Annotated in this window: 14 protein-coding genes and 2 pseudogenes; all 16 read right to left on the reverse strand. The window is 47.2% G+C overall.

What is annotated here, in order from left to right; all coding sequences use genetic code 11:
* A pseudogene (locus AC1DWN_RS00005) lies at positions 1-196 on the reverse strand (selenide, water dikinase SelD); the annotation flags it as partial.
* A gap of 671 nt (positions 197-867) precedes the next feature.
* The gene (locus tag AC1DWN_RS00010) at positions 868-2,262 is read right to left on the reverse strand and encodes a sensor histidine kinase (RefSeq protein ID WP_477556898.1); all 1,395 of its coding nucleotides are present in this window, start codon (positions 2,260-2,262) and stop codon (positions 868-870) included.
* A complete protein-coding gene (locus AC1DWN_RS00015; protein WP_477556960.1) occupies positions 2,259-2,786 on the reverse strand; it encodes a winged helix-turn-helix domain-containing protein in 528 nt (175 codons plus the stop codon). Before AC1DWN_RS00015 ends, AC1DWN_RS00010 begins: the two co-directional genes overlap by 4 nt.
* Positions 2,778-3,143 (reverse strand): annotated as a pseudogene (locus tag AC1DWN_RS00020) (response regulator transcription factor); the annotation flags it as partial. The pseudogene AC1DWN_RS00020 and the gene AC1DWN_RS00015, both read right to left, overlap by 9 nt.
* 23 nt (positions 3,144-3,166) lie before the next feature.
* A complete protein-coding gene (locus AC1DWN_RS00025) occupies positions 3,167-4,615 on the reverse strand; it encodes an FG-GAP repeat domain-containing protein (RefSeq protein WP_477556899.1) in 1,449 nt (482 codons plus the stop codon).
* 37 nt (positions 4,616-4,652) lie between these two features.
* Entirely contained in the window at positions 4,653-5,693 is a 1,041-nt protein-coding gene (locus AC1DWN_RS00030) for a polysaccharide deacetylase family protein (protein WP_477556900.1), read from the reverse strand.
* Positions 5,694-5,858: 165 nt separating this feature from the next.
* Entirely contained in the window at positions 5,859-7,124 is a 1,266-nt protein-coding gene (gene purD, locus AC1DWN_RS00035; protein ID WP_477556901.1) for a phosphoribosylamine--glycine ligase, read from the reverse strand.
* Between the two features lie 183 nt (positions 7,125-7,307).
* On the reverse strand, positions 7,308-8,855 hold the full coding sequence (gene purH, locus AC1DWN_RS00040) for a bifunctional phosphoribosylaminoimidazolecarboxamide formyltransferase/IMP cyclohydrolase (RefSeq protein ID WP_475812375.1): 1,548 nt from the start codon (positions 8,853-8,855) through the stop codon (positions 7,308-7,310).
* 281 nt (positions 8,856-9,136) lie between these two features.
* Positions 9,137-9,748, reverse strand: a complete 612-nt coding sequence (gene purN / locus AC1DWN_RS00045; RefSeq protein ID WP_477556902.1) for a phosphoribosylglycinamide formyltransferase — start codon at positions 9,746-9,748, stop codon at positions 9,137-9,139.
* Positions 9,748-10,791, reverse strand: a complete 1,044-nt coding sequence (gene purM / locus AC1DWN_RS00050; RefSeq protein WP_477556903.1) for a phosphoribosylformylglycinamidine cyclo-ligase — start codon at positions 10,789-10,791, stop codon at positions 9,748-9,750. Before purM ends, purN begins: the two co-directional genes overlap by 1 nt.
* Positions 10,792-10,862: 71 nt before the next feature.
* Positions 10,863-12,347: an amidophosphoribosyltransferase gene (gene purF / locus AC1DWN_RS00055; RefSeq protein WP_477556904.1), complete on the reverse strand. Its 1,485-nt coding sequence runs from the start codon at positions 12,345-12,347 to the stop codon at positions 10,863-10,865.
* Positions 12,329-14,575, reverse strand: a complete 2,247-nt coding sequence (purL, locus tag AC1DWN_RS00060; RefSeq protein WP_477556905.1) for a phosphoribosylformylglycinamidine synthase subunit PurL — start codon at positions 14,573-14,575, stop codon at positions 12,329-12,331. The genes purF and purL overlap by 19 nt, the downstream gene beginning before the upstream one ends.
* The gene (gene purQ / locus AC1DWN_RS00065) at positions 14,553-15,248 is read right to left on the reverse strand and encodes a phosphoribosylformylglycinamidine synthase subunit PurQ (protein WP_477556906.1); all 696 of its coding nucleotides are present in this window, start codon (positions 15,246-15,248) and stop codon (positions 14,553-14,555) included. Before purQ ends, purL begins: the two co-directional genes overlap by 23 nt.
* 4 nt (positions 15,249-15,252) lie before the next feature.
* Positions 15,253-15,498 (reverse strand): phosphoribosylformylglycinamidine synthase subunit PurS, encoded by a 246-nt coding sequence (gene purS, locus AC1DWN_RS00070; protein WP_477556961.1) that lies wholly within the window; start codon positions 15,496-15,498, stop codon positions 15,253-15,255.
* 654 nt (positions 15,499-16,152) lie between these two features.
* Positions 16,153-17,049: a phosphoribosylaminoimidazolesuccinocarboxamide synthase gene (locus tag AC1DWN_RS00075; protein WP_477556907.1), complete on the reverse strand. Its 897-nt coding sequence runs from the start codon at positions 17,047-17,049 to the stop codon at positions 16,153-16,155.
* A 16-nt stretch (positions 17,050-17,065) separates the two neighbouring features.
* Positions 17,066-18,361 carry an adenylosuccinate lyase gene (purB, locus tag AC1DWN_RS00080; protein ID WP_477556908.1) on the reverse strand — a complete coding sequence of 432 codons (1,296 nt, stop codon included), beginning with the start codon at positions 18,359-18,361 and terminating at the stop codon, positions 17,066-17,068.
* Positions 18,362-18,366: the final 5 nt, after the last annotated feature.

The raw sequence follows: 18,366 nt of genomic DNA on the forward strand, positions 1-18,366 counted from the left end.
GTACTAGTGCTAGCTCATCACTTAGCTTGTATACACCCGCATCATCACTTGTATCTAGTCCAACAAGCAAGTTAGGGTTCGGTTCAGATACGGGAAGATTCCGAAGAACCTCGGAAAGATCTGCAGGACCTATTTTGCAACCRCATCCCCCTTTGCTTGATAGACTTGTCAATTTAATCTTATTTGTTTCAGACATTCATCTCATTCCCTTCAGAGTTTAGTAGATAGTGCCGTCCTCTTCGTCCAAGCACAGCGACGAATTCCCCAGTCTTAATATGTAAATCGATCTGATCAATAGCAGATGTTTTATCTCCATTATACCTTTTAATTATGCCGTTTAGTTCAAGCAATTTACTTCACCCGCATTCGAATCAGCGCGCCTAAGTAATCAACAGCTGTGACCAGTACTTCCTGTGGTCCATCATTCGCTCCTTCTATTGCATCTTTGATGTCAATACCTGAGATTAACACAGTTTTTGTCGAAAAAAAAGAAAGCTTACTGCAAATAAAAACATAAATAGAAACATAACGCCCTGTTCCGGCATCATGTTTCTATTTAGTCTAACTATATGCTTGTATGACCTAGCTTGTGCCACCCATTAAATACATGAAACGAATGAGGGACATACTACTTGGTAATGACAAAATACAAGCGTATTCTTTCGAAGTTGGTTTTTCACAAAAAACCTTTCGAAGTCATTCTGCCACAGCAAAATTTTAAGGAGGTACTTAAATGCCATTATGGATTGCATGGTTACAGGAGCATTGGCTCGCTACCCTGCTGGTTATCGGGGTTACCGTAGCAATTTTCTACGTGATAGCAAACAAAAGCTTGCTATTTTATAAAGAATAACTACCTGTCTGTGGCTACTCTTCACGAATAAGCGGCAGACGTATGGTAACGATCGTACCTGCTCCGCGTTCGCTGTCAATGGTAAGCTGACCATCGTGGAGCTCGATGATCTCCTTGCAAATCGCGAGACCTAATCCAGAGCCGCCCTGCATCGTATTTCCCTTATAAAATTTATCTGTCACAAGCGGCAAATCATCCGCATCAATTCCCACCCCTGTGTCAGAAACCTTCAACAGAGCATAATCCTGTTCAACCAGCGTTACGATCCGAATCGTACCACCCGCTTCTGTAAACTTAAACGCATTATCAATCAAGTTAATGATCACCTGCTTCAATCGGTTCGCATCTCCGCACACTAGGATTGGGCCTTTTACATAGGTGGGTAATAATCGTACACGTGTCTGCTCCTCACGAACAGCGAGCTGACGTACGGTTTCCTTCACCGGACCATTAAAATCAAGTACCTCGGTATGAAGCTCCATCGTTCGTGCAGAAAGCTTGGAGAAATCAAGCAAGTCCTCTACGAGACCAGATAGACGCTCGGTCTCCTTACTAATAATCATTAACCCTAGCTTAACCTCTTCATCATCATCGGACGGCTTGCTATCTCTTAGCGTTTCGCTCCATCCTTTGATCGAAGTCAACGGTGTGCGCAGCTCATGCGAGATAGATGAAATAAAATCATCTTTTAGCTTCTCTCGTTTGTTTAATTCGATAACCATCGTATTAAATGTTTCTGCTAGCTGACCGATCTCGTCATCGCTTCTTCGCAAGGCGCGGCGCGTCCAATCACCATCTGCCATGTACCGGGCAGCACGTGTCAATTCACGAATAGGCTGTACGATCCGTTGTGCTAAAAATAAGCTTAAACCAAGAAATAATAGAACAACACTGATTCCCACCAATGCTGCCATTCGAATTATTAAGTAGACTGTTGCATCTACCTGCTCCAGTGAGACTGAATAGCGAAGCAAGGATACGACTCTTTTATCATTCCATAACGGAATGGTGACCGATAATACCCTTTGCCCGTAATAAGGATCTTCGCCTCTCCAGCTTCCTGTCGATCCGGAAATCGCGCTTTTCACATCCGGTGTCGTATAGTTAATATTAGGGGCAAAGCCGTCCGAATCAATACGCACTTGGCCTGTGCTGTCCAGCAATTGCAGACCCGTTCCGCCTTCAACCATATATTGCAGTAAATAATCCGCCTGATCCTCCACTGTAAGTGAAGATAATGAGCGGCTGTGCAGCGTTAGTGCCGACTCGGCCCGCTGCTTCACTGAGCTATGCGCTCCTCCGTAATAATAATTCCACATCAAAGCCGCGAAGGCACCGCCAAGCACACTGACAACAAGCACGATGAGCAGCAAATAGCTCCACACCATTCTCGCTTGCAAGCTCCTCATTCGTTTATGCCCCTCTTCCAGCGATAGCCGTAGCCCCATACCGTTTCAATAAAAGATGGCTCAGACGGATTACATTCAATTTTTTGTCGAATTCTGCGAATGTTTACGTCAACAACCTTTAAATCACCTACATAATAACGTCCCCATACCTCGGTTAAGATATGATCGCGACTCACACTCTCTCCAACGCGTTCCATCAACAAACGTACAAGCGTCCATTCTGTAGGCGTTAAAATAATTTCGATTTCATTCTTCCACAATTTCCGCTCGGCCACCGATAGTCGAAATGGATTTACGTTCAGCTCCAAATGAGCCCTTATCGAAGTCTCTGACCGCATTGGCATAGGCGCTATACTTTGCTGAGCAATTGGTTGTGTTGATATTTGCACTTGAGCCTGGGCGCTGTTTGGAGCAATGGCATGACCCTCTCGATCCACTTGTTCCTCATGCTTCACTGGTAATGACGGATTGACCTCTATGGCTGCGCTAACCTCTGTATTTACAGATTCAAGTCCCGGCTTCATTCTCCGATACAAAGATTTAATTCTTGCTATCAGCTCCCCTGGGCTAAACGGCTTCTGTACATAATCGTCAGCCCCAAGCTCCAATCCGTAAATCTTGTCCTCCTCCTGCGACTTCGCAGTCAACATAATGATTCCCATACGCGGATATCGCTCGCGAAGCTGCTCACAAACCTCAAATCCGCTAATTGTCGGAAGCATAACATCCAGCAGCGCGATATCGAACGGTCCCATTGTATCTGCAAATGAAAGTGCATCCTCACCATTTTCAGCTTCGACTACTTCCATATCGTTTCGTTTCAGATTGATTCGCACAAATCCGCGGATTGACTCCTCGTCCTCTAACAATAAAATTCGCATAAGTTACAGCCTGCTCTTCTCTGCTAGTTTTTTCGAACTGTCAAAGAAGAAACGAGCTGGTCTTCCACCTCCATCATCTTACTGAACGCTTGCCGCTCCTCGGCAGTCCAATCAATCGGAGCTTCCTTCACGAACGAAATAGCGTAGACGTTGCCGCTGTCCTTGAGCAAAACCTTGGTTGAACGCGACTGTTGCTTCCATTCAGATTCTACTTCCTCCCACTGTTTTTGCGGCACAGCGTATAAGGTGGCCAGCTTCGATGTAAGATCAGTTTCCTTATTCCAATAATCGATATTCACGACAGCAAATTGCTCATCATCTGCATTGCTCATCGTATAGCGACCGATCCATTGGTCTGGTATGCGCAGTTGAATGCCATAGCCATAGTCGCTGAACTCCTCCGTAATTTTCACAAAACTATTTTGACCATCCCATTGCATCCATTCATTGATCCACTTGGAATCTGCATAAGAAGTATTCGGATATCCGGGGGCTTCCCTTGTCCAATGCAGCTCTATTATTCCATCACCATTAATATCAGAGCTGCGCGTAGGTGTCCCTGTAAATCCTCCATCAGCTGACGACTCTACTGGGTAGACAAGTCGAAGCTTTCCTCTCTCCCATGCATACATGGCGGTATAAGAGCTATGAGCACCCACAGACCCTTCCAAAATAATACCATTATGCAGCGGTGACACCCGTCCCATAATCAATCGTTCATAACTGTTAACCTCGTTATTTACCGGCACTTCAATCCATTTCGCCAACCGGTTATCCTTCCATTTATAAAGAGTTAGATCATACTCTGGCAGGTCATATTCCTGTTTCGTACCCATCTCAGATATAACAGCAAGCTCTACTGCTCCATCATTGTTTAGATCGCCTGTTTCCGCATAGGAGTAGGGTAATGATTCAATCGGTTCAAGCACAAGCTTTCCCGTTTCATTCCGAATAGGCTTCGAGTTAAAAGAATAAACATCAAGCACATTCGGACTATCAAACGCGCCGATCCATCCGACTATGAGCTCCATTTGTCCATCTGCATCGAGATCCTCAATCTTCAACCAAGCGATTTGACGTGCAAGCGGCTCTTGTACGAGTACCCAAGGCTTCCACATGTCTGCCGCATATTTAAACACCATTAATTCTGGGGTGCTGTATTCGTTGTAGTAGGATACGATCGCTTCCGTCGTGCCATCTCCGTCAATATCTACAAAACGGATGGCCTCCTTCATATCCTCTCTAATCGGCAGCGTAAGCTTGCTGTAGACAGGAAGCGCTTTTTCTAAAGCATTCAATATTGCCTGCTTGTCTGATGATATAGCCGGCTTCTGCAGTAGATCCCCCGGTGTCATCGTATAACGGCAGCCTGTTGCCAGAAAGACAAGAAGAATGACCCCACCTAGTATAATGCTGGGTCGGATCATTCTCCTTCGTCTATCTTTGGCCTTCAAATAATCAGCCTCAACCAAATTTACTGCCTCCTCGTGCTTTACGCTCGCCTCTAGTCTATTGCATTTGGTCAGATGTAACGAACGAATAGCCCATATCCTGTAAATCCTTAATAACATCAGGCAACATTTCTACCGTGTTTTTAACATGCTTATTGCCAAAAGAATGCATCAATATTGTACTGCCCGGCCTCGTATCATGCTTTATCATGTGGCGCATGTCTGAAATTGATGTACCTGCCCAATCGCGTGTATCCACATTCCAGCCAATTAATTCGCGGCCATTTGTTTTAAGAACATTTTTGAGTGTATTTGAAACGGCGCCATAAGGAGCGCGGAACAGCGTTGGCGTAAAGCCGAGTGCTTCATTAAGCAGATCATCCGTTCTAGTCATTTCGCTTATAACTTGTTGTTCACTTAGCTTGGATAAATCTTTATGATCATAAGAATGATTGCCGATTGCGTGTCCTTCGTCATTTATGCGCTTCACAACCTCCGGATACTTAGCTACCTGCGTACCTACTAAGAAGAAAGTCGCTTTAATACCTTTTTCCTTTAGGATATCCAATATGACCGTTGTATGACGGGTATCAGGTCCATCATCAAAGGTAAGTGCAACGATTTTTTTCTTATCACTTGGAGTAACCTTGTCTGGCTTATCCGGCTTGTCCGTTTCTGGCTTGTCCGTTTCTGTCTTATCCGTTTCTGGCTTGTCCGTTTCTGTCTTATCCGTCTTCGGAGGCGTAGTTTCTGAGCCATTATTTTTGTCAGTTGGAGGTGATTTATCCACATCGCCATCTGCTTGATTATTTACAGGTTTTTTGCCCTCATCAACACTAGGCTTCTCCAAATTGCCATTGACTACTGCTCCGTCTGGCGAATCTTTATCAACTACGACTTTTGAACCATCTTCTGTTCCTGCATTCGGTTGTTTCCCTTGCTCATTATTTCCTTTGTTTACATGTGTTTCTCCGCCTACTGGATTGAGTGTCGACAAACCTACCGGCTGACCAATAGCACAGCCCCCAACCCAAACCATTATTGCTGCTAATAAGATCAGAATTCCTAATCTCCTACGACGTTTTTTTGATTTCTCCAAATCGTTCACCTTCTATTCCTGTGATAGCTTTATTTTATAGGAATAGAAGATTAATAGAGTTACAAATTAGTAACATATTTCGAGTTCTTCTGACATTTTAGCAGAAAAGCTCAAATGATCAATTTTCATTGATCATTTGAGCTTATTGTAATTGAAATTGAGCTTTTACAAGAGTGCTTTAGCAGCAATATCCGTACGGCTTTGCTTTCCTTCGAAATCGATAACGCTGACCGCTTCATAAGCACGCGCACGCGCTTCTGCAATATCTCGGCCGCGGCCTACGACGCCAAGCACACGTCCGCCATTGGTGACGAACTGTCCATCCTTCTCCGCTGTACCCGCGTGGAATACGAGAGCGCCTTGTGCTTCCGCTTCCGTAAGACCTGTAATAACGCGGCCTTTCGGATAAGCTGCTGGATAACCTTCCGATGCAATAACGACACAAACTGCCGCTTCTTCACTCCACAGAATATCTATTTGATCTAAACTGCCATCAAACGATGCCAGAACGATGTCAAGCAAATCTGTTTTCAGACGCGGCAGTACAACCTGAGTTTCTGGATCGCCCATTCTCGCATTGAATTCGATCGTTTTCGGACCATCCTTCGTAATCATGAGACCTGCGAACAGAACACCTCGGAACGGACGTCCTTCACTAACCATTGCTTTAGCAGTTGGAATAATGATGTTCGCGATCGACTCGTCAATGATCGCTTGATCGATATGTGGAAGTGGAGTATACGTACCCATACCGCCTGTGTTTGGACCCTTATCCCCGTCAAAAATCGGCTTATGGTCCTGCGCAGGAACCATCGCACGAACCGTCTCTCCGTCAACGAATGCAAGGATCGACATTTCTTGTCCTACGAGGCATTCCTCGATGACAATTTGGCTGCCCGCTTCACCAAATACTTTATCAACCATCATTTCGCGCAGAGCCTGCTCCGCTTCTTCAAGAGTTGCCGCAACGGTTACGCCCTTTCCTGCTGCCAAACCGTCAGCTTTAATAACGATTGGAGCGGATTGCTTGTGCAAATATGCCGAAGCTGACTCATAGTCTGTGAAGGTCTCATATTTTGCAGTTGGAATATCGTATTTTTTCAGCAAATTTTTCATGAAGATTTTGCTGCCTTCGATTTCCGCCGCGTTTTTGCGAGGTCCGTACGTTTGGATACCAGCCGCTTCAAAAGCGTCAACGATTCCGTCCGCAAGCGGATCATCCGGACCGACGAATACGAGATCGATTTGTGCTTCCTTAGCAAAATGGATCAGTTCATCGAACTGCCCTACCGCAATCGGCACACATGTCGCAAGCTGGGAAATGCCTGCATTTCCCGGCGCGCAAAAAATCTCTTTAACCTTCTCGCTTTTCTTCAGCGCCCAGACGATTGCATGCTCACGTCCGCCGCCACCAATGACCAATATGCGCATAGCAAATTACCTCCAAGTAACTCATTAGTTTCAGGAATATTAAAGCTCAGACTCTGCCGTCCTCATTTTATCTGAGGTATATCTCAATCTGAGGATGAGGCTTTTACGGAATTAGTGAGGTAAGCTCATTAATGGTAAGGCACTATCAAATGAAACGTAATAAGTCTCTCTCTATAAAACTAATTAGTGTTTAAAGTGACGAACGCCTGTAAGAACCATCGCGATGTTATGCGCGTTTGCAGCTGCGATCGACTCTTCATCTTTAATCGATCCGCCTGGCTGAATGATTGCTGTAATGCCGGCTTTTGCTGCAAGCTCAACCGTATCACCCATTGGGAAAAACGCATCAGACGCAAGCGCTGAACCTTTTGCCGCTTCGCCAGCTTGCTCAATTGCAATGCGAGCAGCGCCAACACGGTTCATTTGACCAGCTCCAACACCAACAGTCATATCGTCCTTCGCTAGCAAAATCGCGTTCGATTTCACATGCTTAACGACCTTCCAACCGAACAGCAATTGCTTCATTTCTTCTTCAGTTGGCTTACGGTTTGTTACAACCTGCAAGTCTTCTTCTTTCACACTATGCACATCGCTCTCTTGCACAAGCATGCCGCCGTCAACCGACGTTACATTCCATTCTGGTTTGCGTTCGCCAGCTGCAGTCAACTGACCTAGCTTAAGCAAACGAATGTTTTTCTTCTTCGTCAGCACATCAAGCGCCTCAGGAGTAAAGTCCGGTGCAATAATAATTTCTAGGAAAATACCGCCTAGCAGCTCAGCAGTGTCCGCGCCAATCGTACGGTTAGCCGCTACAATTCCACCAAAAATCGATGTAGGGTCAGCCGCGTATGCTTTTTGATACGCTTCGTGAATCGTTGCACCAATTCCTACGCCGCAAGGGTTCATATGTTTAACTGCTACTACTGCAGGCTCGTCAAATTCCTTAAGAATCGCAAGTGCAGCATTTGCATCGCTAATGTTATTGTAAGAAAGCTCTTTGCCATGCAGCTGCTCAGCTGTTGTTACGCTGCCAGATGCTGCAAGCGGCTTGCTGTAGAATGCAGCTTTTTGATGCGGATTTTCGCCGTAGCGAAGATCTTGTACCTTCTCATAAGTAACCGTATAAGTCTCAGGAAGCGGCTCGCCCATTTGCTTGGAGAGGTAATCTGCAATAAGTGAATCGTAAGAAGCTGTGTGACGGAACACTTTTGCAGCAAGACGCTTACGAGTTTCAAGCGTTGTGTCGCCTTGTGCTTTTACTTCTTCAATAATCGTTCCATAGTCTCCCGCGTCTACAACAACCGTTACGAAAGCATGGTTTTTGGCAGCGGAACGAAGCATAGTAGGACCACCGATGTCGATATTTTCAATAGCATCTTCATATGAAACATCTGGCTTAGCAATCGTTTCTTTGAAAGGGTAAAGGTTTACGATTACGAGGTCGATATAATCGAAACCAAGCTCCTTCATCGAATTTTGGTGTTCTTCGTTATCACGCACTGCAAGCAAACCGCTATGTACGGCTGGGTGCAATGTTTTAACGCGTCCATCCATAATTTCTGGGAAGCCCGTTACGTCAGAAATACCGATTACCGGAACGCCTTCTTTTTGCAGCAGGTTGAAAGTGCCGCCTGTAGAAATAATTTGTACGCCTTGGTTCGCCAACTCTCTGGAAAACTCCACGATTCCAGTTTTATCGGAAACGCTGATTAATGCTCTGCGAATAGCCATGCGAATTCCCTCCTCATCTAATTGAAAGCTTGTTTTATTAAGATTAATAATAGAACTTATCTATAGCGTCTATAGTGTTTAAGAGCTTCATTAGTGGTTTTATCCACAAGCGACTAACTCCAGTAATGAAAACTTTCATCCACAGATGGTTAATTGAATGAGACGGGTGCGTTGTCCACATGTGTATAACTTATCTAAACTAAGAAAACTTACTTATCCACATGTGCTAATAACAGCTTAATAATACGGATCGACTGTCTAGCCAACGAATGAGCAGCTAGTTAAGCGCGTACTGTCACGTGACGACCATCCAGTGAGACGCGGCCCTGCGCGATATGCTGGATAACCTGTGGCAGCAGCGCTTGTTCGGCTGCGTGGATCCTAACGGCGAGCGAGCTTTCTGTATCCGCGTCAGCCACTTCGACTGCGCGCTGCGCGATGATTGGCCCGCTGTCCATGCCGCCGTCCACATAGTGGACGGTGACGCCGGTCAGCTTGACGCCATATTCGAGCGCTTGCGCGATGCCGTTCACGCCGGGAAAAGACGGCAATAGAGCTGGATGAATGTTAATCATCCGGCCATAGTACGGCTCAACGAGCACCGGTGTGATGATTCGCATGTAGCCAGCCAGCACGATCAGCTCGATGCCGCGGCGCTGAAGCTCCGCTATAATTTCCGTCTCGTAAGCTTCACGGGACGGATAGTTCTTTGGTGTAAAAAGGAACGTGTCGACGCCTGCGCGTGAGGCACGACCGACTACCGGAGCGGCAGGCTTGTCACAGACAAGAAGCTCGATGGTCCCATCGAGCTTCCCCTCCTGCACCGCATCCACAATCGCTTGGAAGTTGGTACCTTCTCCCGAAGCGAAAACAGCGATGCGCAGTGCTCCCATTATACGCTCGCTCCTGTAAAGGTAACGATGCGATTTCCTTCCGTAACGGTTCCAATACGATACGCTTGCTCACCAAGCTCATTAGCAATACGCACTGCTTCATTTGCTTGATCAGCTGGAACAACCACTACTAGACCTACACCCATATTGAAAGTCGTGAACATATCACGATTTGTAATGTCGCCTTTATTTTGCATAAGATCAAATATAGGGAGAATCGGCCATGAGCCGTATTCGATATCCACGTTCACTCCATCAGGAAGCACCCGAGGGATATTTTCGATAAATCCGCCGCCTGTAATATGCGCCATGCCTTTCACTTCAACCTGCTCAACCAGCTTAAGTGCTGATTTCACATAGATGCGTGTAGGCTCGATCAACACATCGCCAAGCTTCGCACCGCCAAGCTCTGCAAGCTCTTGGTCCAGCGTATAGCCAGCATCCTCAAGCAGCAAGCGGCGAACAAGGGAGAAGCCATTGCTGTGAATACCGCTCGAAGCGAAGCCGATAACTGCATCACCTGGAGCAATTGTGGATCCATCAATCATTTTCTTCTTATCCACAATACCAACAGTAAAGCCTGCGATATCATATTCTCCGCCTTGATACATACCTGGCATTTCAGCCGTTTCCCCGCCAATTAGTGCACAGCCCGCTTGAATACAGCCTTCCGAAATCCCTTTAACGATCGCTTCGATCTTCTCAGGAACTACTTTATCGCAAGCTAGGTAATCAAGGAAAAACAAAGGCTCAGCGCCTTGTACGATAATGTCATTTACGCACATTGCTACAGCATCGATGCCAATCGTGTCATGTTTGTCCATTGCAAAAGCAAGCTTCAGCTTTGTTCCGACACCATCCGTACCGGATACCAGCACGGGCTCATCGTACTTGTCTTTGTTCAAGCTGAATAGTCCGCCGAAGCCACCAAGCTCTGCCAGCACCTCTGGACGGTAAGTCCGCTTTACGTGCTTCTTCATACGTTCAACCGCTTCGTTGCCCGCCGCTATATCGACGCCGGCTTTTTTGTACGCTTCTGACACTTTCGGTCAACTCCTTAACTGGTTTAGGAGCAGCAATCGCTCCATAGGGATAATCATTTTTTTTATTTTAATTAACAGCTGCAGCTTTTGTCTGACTCTTCGTTAACTGGTGTTGGGTAGTCGTTATCGAAGCATGCTAGACACATACCGCGATTGTACGCCCCGTCATTGCCGCCAACTGACTCAACAAAGCCTTCGTTGCTTAGGAATGATAAAGTGTCCGCATTGATTTGCTTCCGAATCTCTTCAATCGTACGAGAAGAAGCGATAAGCTCCTTGCGATCAGGTGTATCTATGCCGTAGTAGCAAGGGTTTTTGAATGGCGGAGATGTGATCCGCACATGCACCTCAGTTGCTCCCGCTTCGCGAAGCAGGTTCACGATACGAAGTGATGTCGTGCCGCGCACGATCGAATCATCGATCATGACGACGCGCTTTCCTTCTACCACTTTACGAACAGCGGATAGCTTCATCTTCACGCCCTTCTCGCGAAGCTCTTGAGAAGGCTGAATGAAGGTCCGGCCTGTATATTTATTTTTGATTAAGCCCAGCTCGTATGGAATGCCCGTTTGCTCTGCATAACCAATCGCGGCTGAGATACTTGAATCGGGAACACCTGTTACGATATCCGCATCAACGAATGATTCCGATGCCAGTTGACGCCCCATACGTTTGCGCGCCATATGAATGTTAATACCATTAATGTCACTATCCGGTCGAGCAAAATAGATATATTCCATCGCACATGTCGCGCGGCGGTCAACCTCAGCGTAACGATCCTCGCGCATACCGTCCTTGTCGAGAATAAGCAATTCGCCTGGCTGTACGTCACGCTCATAAACTGCACCGATCGTTTCAAACGCACAGGATTCTGAGGAAAATACATACCCCTCTCCAATACGTCCCATAACGAGCGGACGTAGAGCGTGCGGATCAGCTGCGACAAGCAGCTTATCATTGGTCATAAGCAAAAATGCGAATCCGCCAATAAGGCGCTGCAAAGCTTCCTTAGCAGCCGTCTCGAAATCCTTAGAAGAGCGTGCAATGAGATGGGCAATAACCTCAGTGTCGCTGGACGTTTGGAAGATCGAGCCTTGCATTTCCAGCTCACGACGAATTTCCGGAGCGTTTACGATATTACCGTTCGTAGCAACCGCAAGGTCGCCGTCACGATAGCGGAAAATTAGCGGCTGAGCGTTGGCAAGCTTGCTTTCTCCTGCTGTCGAGTAGCGAACATGCCCGATCGAACGGTCACCCGCCAAAGTATCAAGCTTATCTTTATCAAAAACTTCCTTAACAAGTCCCATTCCGCGGTGATAAGCAAATTTATTGCCATCGCTCGTATCAACCGTACAAATACCCGCGCTTTCTTCGCCGCGATGCTGAAGCGCATGAAGACCATAGTAAGAAAGGTTGGACGCCTCGGGGAGATTAAATACCCCGAAAACGCCGCATTCTTCACGCAATTTATCAAACATATCGTCACGGCCAATGCCTTCGTTATAGTAGTCTCCCGTCCATAGCAGAGGCTCCTGTCTTACTTTTTCATCAGACATGGAATCGCATCCTTCCAGACCTTCTCCAGTTGTTGTACCGGCGCTTGAATGCCGGATTTTCCGTTGATGCTGATAGTTAGGTTGCTGCCTTGAACTGTACCGACTTGTGTGTTAACAACACCTTGCTCTGTAAGCATTGCTTGCAATGCAGCAGCTTGTTCTGGCTTAGCTGACAGCAAAATACGTGATTGTGATTCACTGAACAAGAGGTGATCTGCACGTAACTCAGAAGTAAGAGCAACCTGTGCACCTAGACGTCCGCTAATGCAAGATTCAGCTACAGCAACCGCAATACCGCCCTCAGACAAGTCATGCGCTGAAGCTACAAGACCTTTTTGAATAGCTGCAAGAACTGTATCTAGTACTTTCTTCTCTGTAGCTAGGTCAATTTCAGGAGGACGACCAGAAGGAGCGCCTTGCATTACATATTGCAATTCACTTCCGCCAAGCTCCGCTTTCGTCTCGCCAACGAGAATGATAACGTCGCCTTCTGCTTTGAAGCCTTGTGTCATAATGTGATCCGTATCATGCACGAGACCGACCATACCGATAACTGGTGTCGGGTAAATAGCTCCTTTAGCGTTCTCGTTATACAAGCTCACGTTACCACCGATAACAGGTGTATCAAGAATGACGCAGGCTTCTGACATACCGTCAGCTGATTTCTCAAGCTGCCAGAATACTTCCGGCTTCTCCGGGTTACCGAAGTTCAAGTTATCCGTAACAGCCAGCGGCTGTGCACCGGAACAAACGATATTACGAGCTGCTTCCGCAACCGCGATACGTCCGCCTACCTCAGGATCAAGGTATACATAACGCCCGTTACAGTCCGTTGTCATCGCAAGCGCCTTGCGTGTGCCGCGAATCGTAACAACTGCCGCATCTGAACCTGGTTGAACAGCAGTAGATGTACGAACCATGTAGTCGTATTGATTATAAACCCACTCTTTGCTAGCCACAGTTGGGGAAGCAAGTACCTTCTCCAAAGCGCCAGTCAAATCTGTAATTTCAGCAAAATCATTTGTGTCGATAGCGCCATTTTCGCTATAGTAAGCAGGCTCTTTCGAAGGCTTGTCGTATACTGGGCACTCGTCAACGAGCGCTTTAACCGGCATATCGGCAACTTCTTGGCCTTGGTGGAACAAACGAAGACGACCGTCATCCGTTACTTTACCAACTTTGGCACAAATAATGCCCCAACGTTCGAAAATTTCCATTGCTTGAGCTTCGTGATGCGGCTCAACAACGAAGAGCATACGCTCTTGGGATTCAGAAAGCATCATTTCGTAAGGTGTCATACCAGTCTCACGCTGTGGCACTTCGTCAAGGTAAAGCTCAAGGCCATTACCCGCTTTGGAAGCCATCTCCGCACTGGAGCAAGTAAGACCAGCAGCGCCCATATCTTGAATACCGACTACGATGCCGGAATCGATTAACTCTAGTGTTGCTTCCATTACAAGCTTCTCCATGAATGGATCGCCGACTTGAACCGCAGTACGGTTTTCTTCGGATTCCTCGGATAGCTCAACCGATGCAAAGGTAGCGCCGTGAATACCATCGCGTCCAGTAGCAGGTCCCACATAGAATACCGGGTTGCCTATCCCTTTAGCGACACCACGCTGGATTTTATCATGATCGATAAGACCCACGCACATTGCGTTAACAAGCGGGTTGCCTTCATAGCTTTCATCAAACATAATTTCGCCCGCAACCGTCGGAATACCGATACAGTTACCGTAGCCAGCAATACCGCTGACAACATTTTCGAACAAATATTTAACACGTTCATTTTCCAGACGGCCAAAACGCAAGCTGTTCAGTAATGCGATCGGACGAGCGCCCATGGAGAAAATATCACGGATAATGCCGCCCACTCCCGTTGCTGCGCCTTGGTAAGGCTCAACCGCGGATGGATGGTTATGCGATTCTATCTTGAATACGACCGCTTGATTATCGCCGATGTCAACGATACCCGCGCCTTCACCAGGTCCCATAAGTACGCGAGGTCCTGTGATCGGGAATTTTTTCAAAATAGGCTTAGAGTTTTTGTAAGAGCAGTGCTCTGACCACATGACGCTGAATACGCCAATCTCCGTGTAGTTCGGCTTACGGCCGAGAAAGCCGCAAATAAGCTCAAATTCATAATCGGATACGCCAAATTGGCTGTAAATCCGTTGATCGGCGATTTGATCTGCCGTCGGTTCTTTAGCTGTTAACTGCTGCGCCATGTTGTTCCCTCCATGCATTCAAAATCGATGTAAACATCCGTTTGCCATCTTCCGAGCCAAGAATTTGATCAATCGCGCGCTCTGGATGCGGCATCATGCCCACAACGTTACCCGCTTTATTGCTGATACCTGCAATATTTTCAATCGAACCATTCGGATTCGTGTCTCCCGCATAGCGGAAAACAATTTGATCATTTGCTTTAAGCTCAGCAAGTGTCGCGTCATCGCAGAAGTAGTTGCCTTCACCGTGCGCGATCGGTATATTAATCAGTTCGCCTTGCGAATATTGATTCGTAAATGCTGTTTTATTGTTCACTACTTCAAGCTGAGCTTGGTGGCAGCGGAATTTCAGTCCACTGTTGCGGATTAGAGCGCCCGGCAGTAGGCCAGCTTCAGTCAAAATCTGAAAACCGTTGCAGATGCCAAGGATATACTTGCCTGCTTCAGCTGCTTTTTTCACTTCACTCATAACTGCCGCAAACTGGGCAATCGCGCCGCAGCGCAGGTAGTCGCCGTAGGAGAAGCCTCCAGGCACTAGAATAGCGTCATACGCTGATAGATCTGTGGCTGTATGCCAAACGTAGTCAACAGACTGGCCGATTGTATCTTCCACTGCTTTGTAGCAATCGATGTCGCAGTTGGAGCCAGGAAATACGAGTACCGCAAACTTCATCGTCTTATCCCTCCAGCTCAAAACGGTAATCTTCAACAACTGTGTTCGCGAACAATTTCTCGCACATTGCTTTTACTTTGATTTCCGCTTCTGCACGGTCAGTTGTATCAAGTTCAAGCTCTAAATATTTGCCGATGCGAACTTTGCCGACTTCAGAGAAACCAAGTGTGTGTAGTGCGCCTTGCACAGCTGTTCCTTGTGGATCCAAAACGTTTTGTTTGATGGTGACGTATACGGTTGCCTTCATAATAGCCTCCTGGAAATGTGAGTTTTCCTCAAAGGGGAGTACAGATGAAAATGTGATGGTCGCTCGGGCGCGTGGGTTATTGCCTGCGTCGCTGTTGAAGCCGGGAAATTCGATTACACGCTGAGCGGTAATTTCCCGGGCTTCAAGAAGCGATCGCTGTCGCTCTCCGGCAACAACCCTCGCTCTCCGAGCTTACACATTTTCACAGGTGAAACCCCTGTGAGGGTGGTCGGTGAAGCAAGTTACTTGCGGCAGCGCGCTTTAGCGCTGGCCGCTGTAACGTAGCGAGCGCCGCGATTAGCGCGCTTTGCCTGTGCGTTGCGAGCTTTGCGCGATGCTAAAGCTTCTTTTTGTGCGTTGCGAGCTTTATGCGATGCTTAAGCTCTGTTTGTTGTTGTTGTGCAGCAGCGCTCTCGCTGGCTGCATGCTTTAGTTTGGATCAGCCGCGCTATGCTGGCTGATTTCTTGCTTCGTCGATGCTTTGCTCGACGATGAGATTGACAGCCGCGCTTTGCTGGCTGATTCTTTGTATCGTCGATGCTTTGCTCGACGCTGTAGAGATTAACAGCCGCGCTTTGCTGGCTGTTTCTTTTGTGCCGTCGATGCTTTGCTCGACGCTGTAGAGATTAGCAGCCGCGCTTTGCTGGCTGCTGGGCTTTATAGTTCAACGCCGGTTAAGCGGCGATAGATGTCGCGGTAGCGTGCCGTTGTTTCGGCTACTACGGAGTCAGGCAATGGTGCTGGTTTGCTGTCACGGTCCCAATCGGAGCCGAGCAAGTAAGTGCGCACTGGTTCTTTGTCCATGCTGTCGATCTCAATGTCTAGGGCGTAATTGCCTTGTGCCCAGAAGCGTGAGGAGTCCGGCGTAAAGATTTCGTCGATCAGGATGACTTTGCCGTTAATAAGACCGAATTCGAATTTGCAGTCGGCAAGGATAATACCTCGTTCCGCGCAATAAGCATGAGCGAATGCATACAGCTTGATGCTGTGTGCGCGAAGCTCTTCCGCAAGCTCAGCTCCGACTAGCTCGGACATTTTTTCGAATGGAATATCCTCGTCATGTCCGACGTCGTTTTTCGCTGCCGGAGTGAAGATTGGCTCTGGAAAACGTTCGTTTTTGCGCATACCCGCTGGCAGCTCAATTCCGTTAATCGCAGACGTTTGTTGGTATTGTCTCCAACCACCGCCTGTGATATAGCCGCGAACGACACATTCGATGTCAATGCGCTCAGCTTTGCGAGTAACCATGATACGATTTTTGAGCAACTCTGGCTCTGTAACGATATCTCCGAGCTTCTCCACATCTGTGTGAACAACGTGGTTTGTCTGGATATCAGCCGTTTGTTCAAACCAGTAAGCGGACAGGCTGTTAAGCACATTCCCCTTATCCGGAACAGCAGGATCAAGAACGTAGTCAAATGCCGAGATGCGGTCAGTAACAACGATCAGGTAATGCTCACCAAGATCATAAAGCTCGCGAACCTTACCTTTATAAATAAGTGGAGCCTTTACATAATCGACAGCAGTTGATAAAGCTTGCGTTGTTGCAGTCATCAGGCTAGCCTCCTTCTTAGATCAATCCAAGACGTGTGAAAATGGTATCTACATGCTTCAAATGCCATGCCGGGTTAAAGCAATCATCAATCTCTTCTGTGGAAAGTACGCTTGTAATCTCTTCCGTAGCTCCAACGATATCGCGGAACTGCTGTTGTGTTTCCCAAGCTTGCATAGCACGCGGTTGAACCGTATCGTATGCCTTCTCGCGGCTGAATCCTTTGTCGATCAGCTTCGTCAGTACACGGCCGGAGAATGGTACGCCGTATGTCGCTTGCATGTTGCGCTTCATGTTCTCAGGGAACACTTGAAGATTGTTAATGATGTTGCCAAGACGGTTAAGCATGTAGTTAAGAAGCATAGTCGCATCCGGCAAAATAATCCGTTCTACCGATGAATGGCTAATGTCGCGTTCATGCCAAAGCGGTACGTTCTCGTAAGCTGTAACCATATGTCCGCGAATAACGCGGGACAGACCGGAAATATTTTCACAGCCGATTGGGTTGCGTTTATGCGGCATTGCTGATGAACCCTTTTGACCTTTTGCAAATGGCTCTTCCACTTCACGGAACTCACTCTTCTGAAGAGCACGAATTTCTGTTGCGAACTTGTCTAGTGATGAAGCAACTAGAGCGAGCGTCGCCATATATTCAGCATGACGGTCACGTTGAAGCGTTTGTGTCGAGATTGGAGCAGCTGTAATGCCAAGCTTGTTGCAAACGAATCCTTCAACGAATGGATCGATATCTGCAAACGTTCCAACAGCACCGGACATTTTGCCGAACTGTACACCGTAAGCTGCATGATGGAAACGCTCTAGGTTACGTTTCATTTCCTCGTACCAAAGCGCCATTTTCAAGCCGAAAGTCGTTGGCTGCGCGTGAACGCCGTGAGTACGTCCCATCATAGGAGTATCTTTATATTGGATCGCTTTATTGCGAAGAATCTCAATAAAACGCTCGATGTCTTTGACCAAAATTTCGTTAGCTTGAAGCAGCAAGTAGCCAAGAGCAGTATCAACAACATCTGTTGATGTTAGGCCGTAGTGCACCCATTTGCCCTCTGGACCAGCCTTCTCCGATACAGCGCGAGTGAACGCGATGACGTCATGGCGAGTTTCCAGCTCAATTTCATAGATACGATCGATATCGAAATCAGCGGAAGCGCGAAGCGCTACTACATCTTCCTTCGGAATGGCGCCTAGCTCAGCCCAAGCCTCGCATGCGCAAAGCTCAACCTCTAACCAAGCTTTGAATTTGTTTTCTTCTGTCCAAATTGCTCTCATTTCCGGTCTGCTGTAACGCTCTAACATCAATC

Source organism: Paenibacillus sp. P4_A7, from assembly GCF_056402455.1.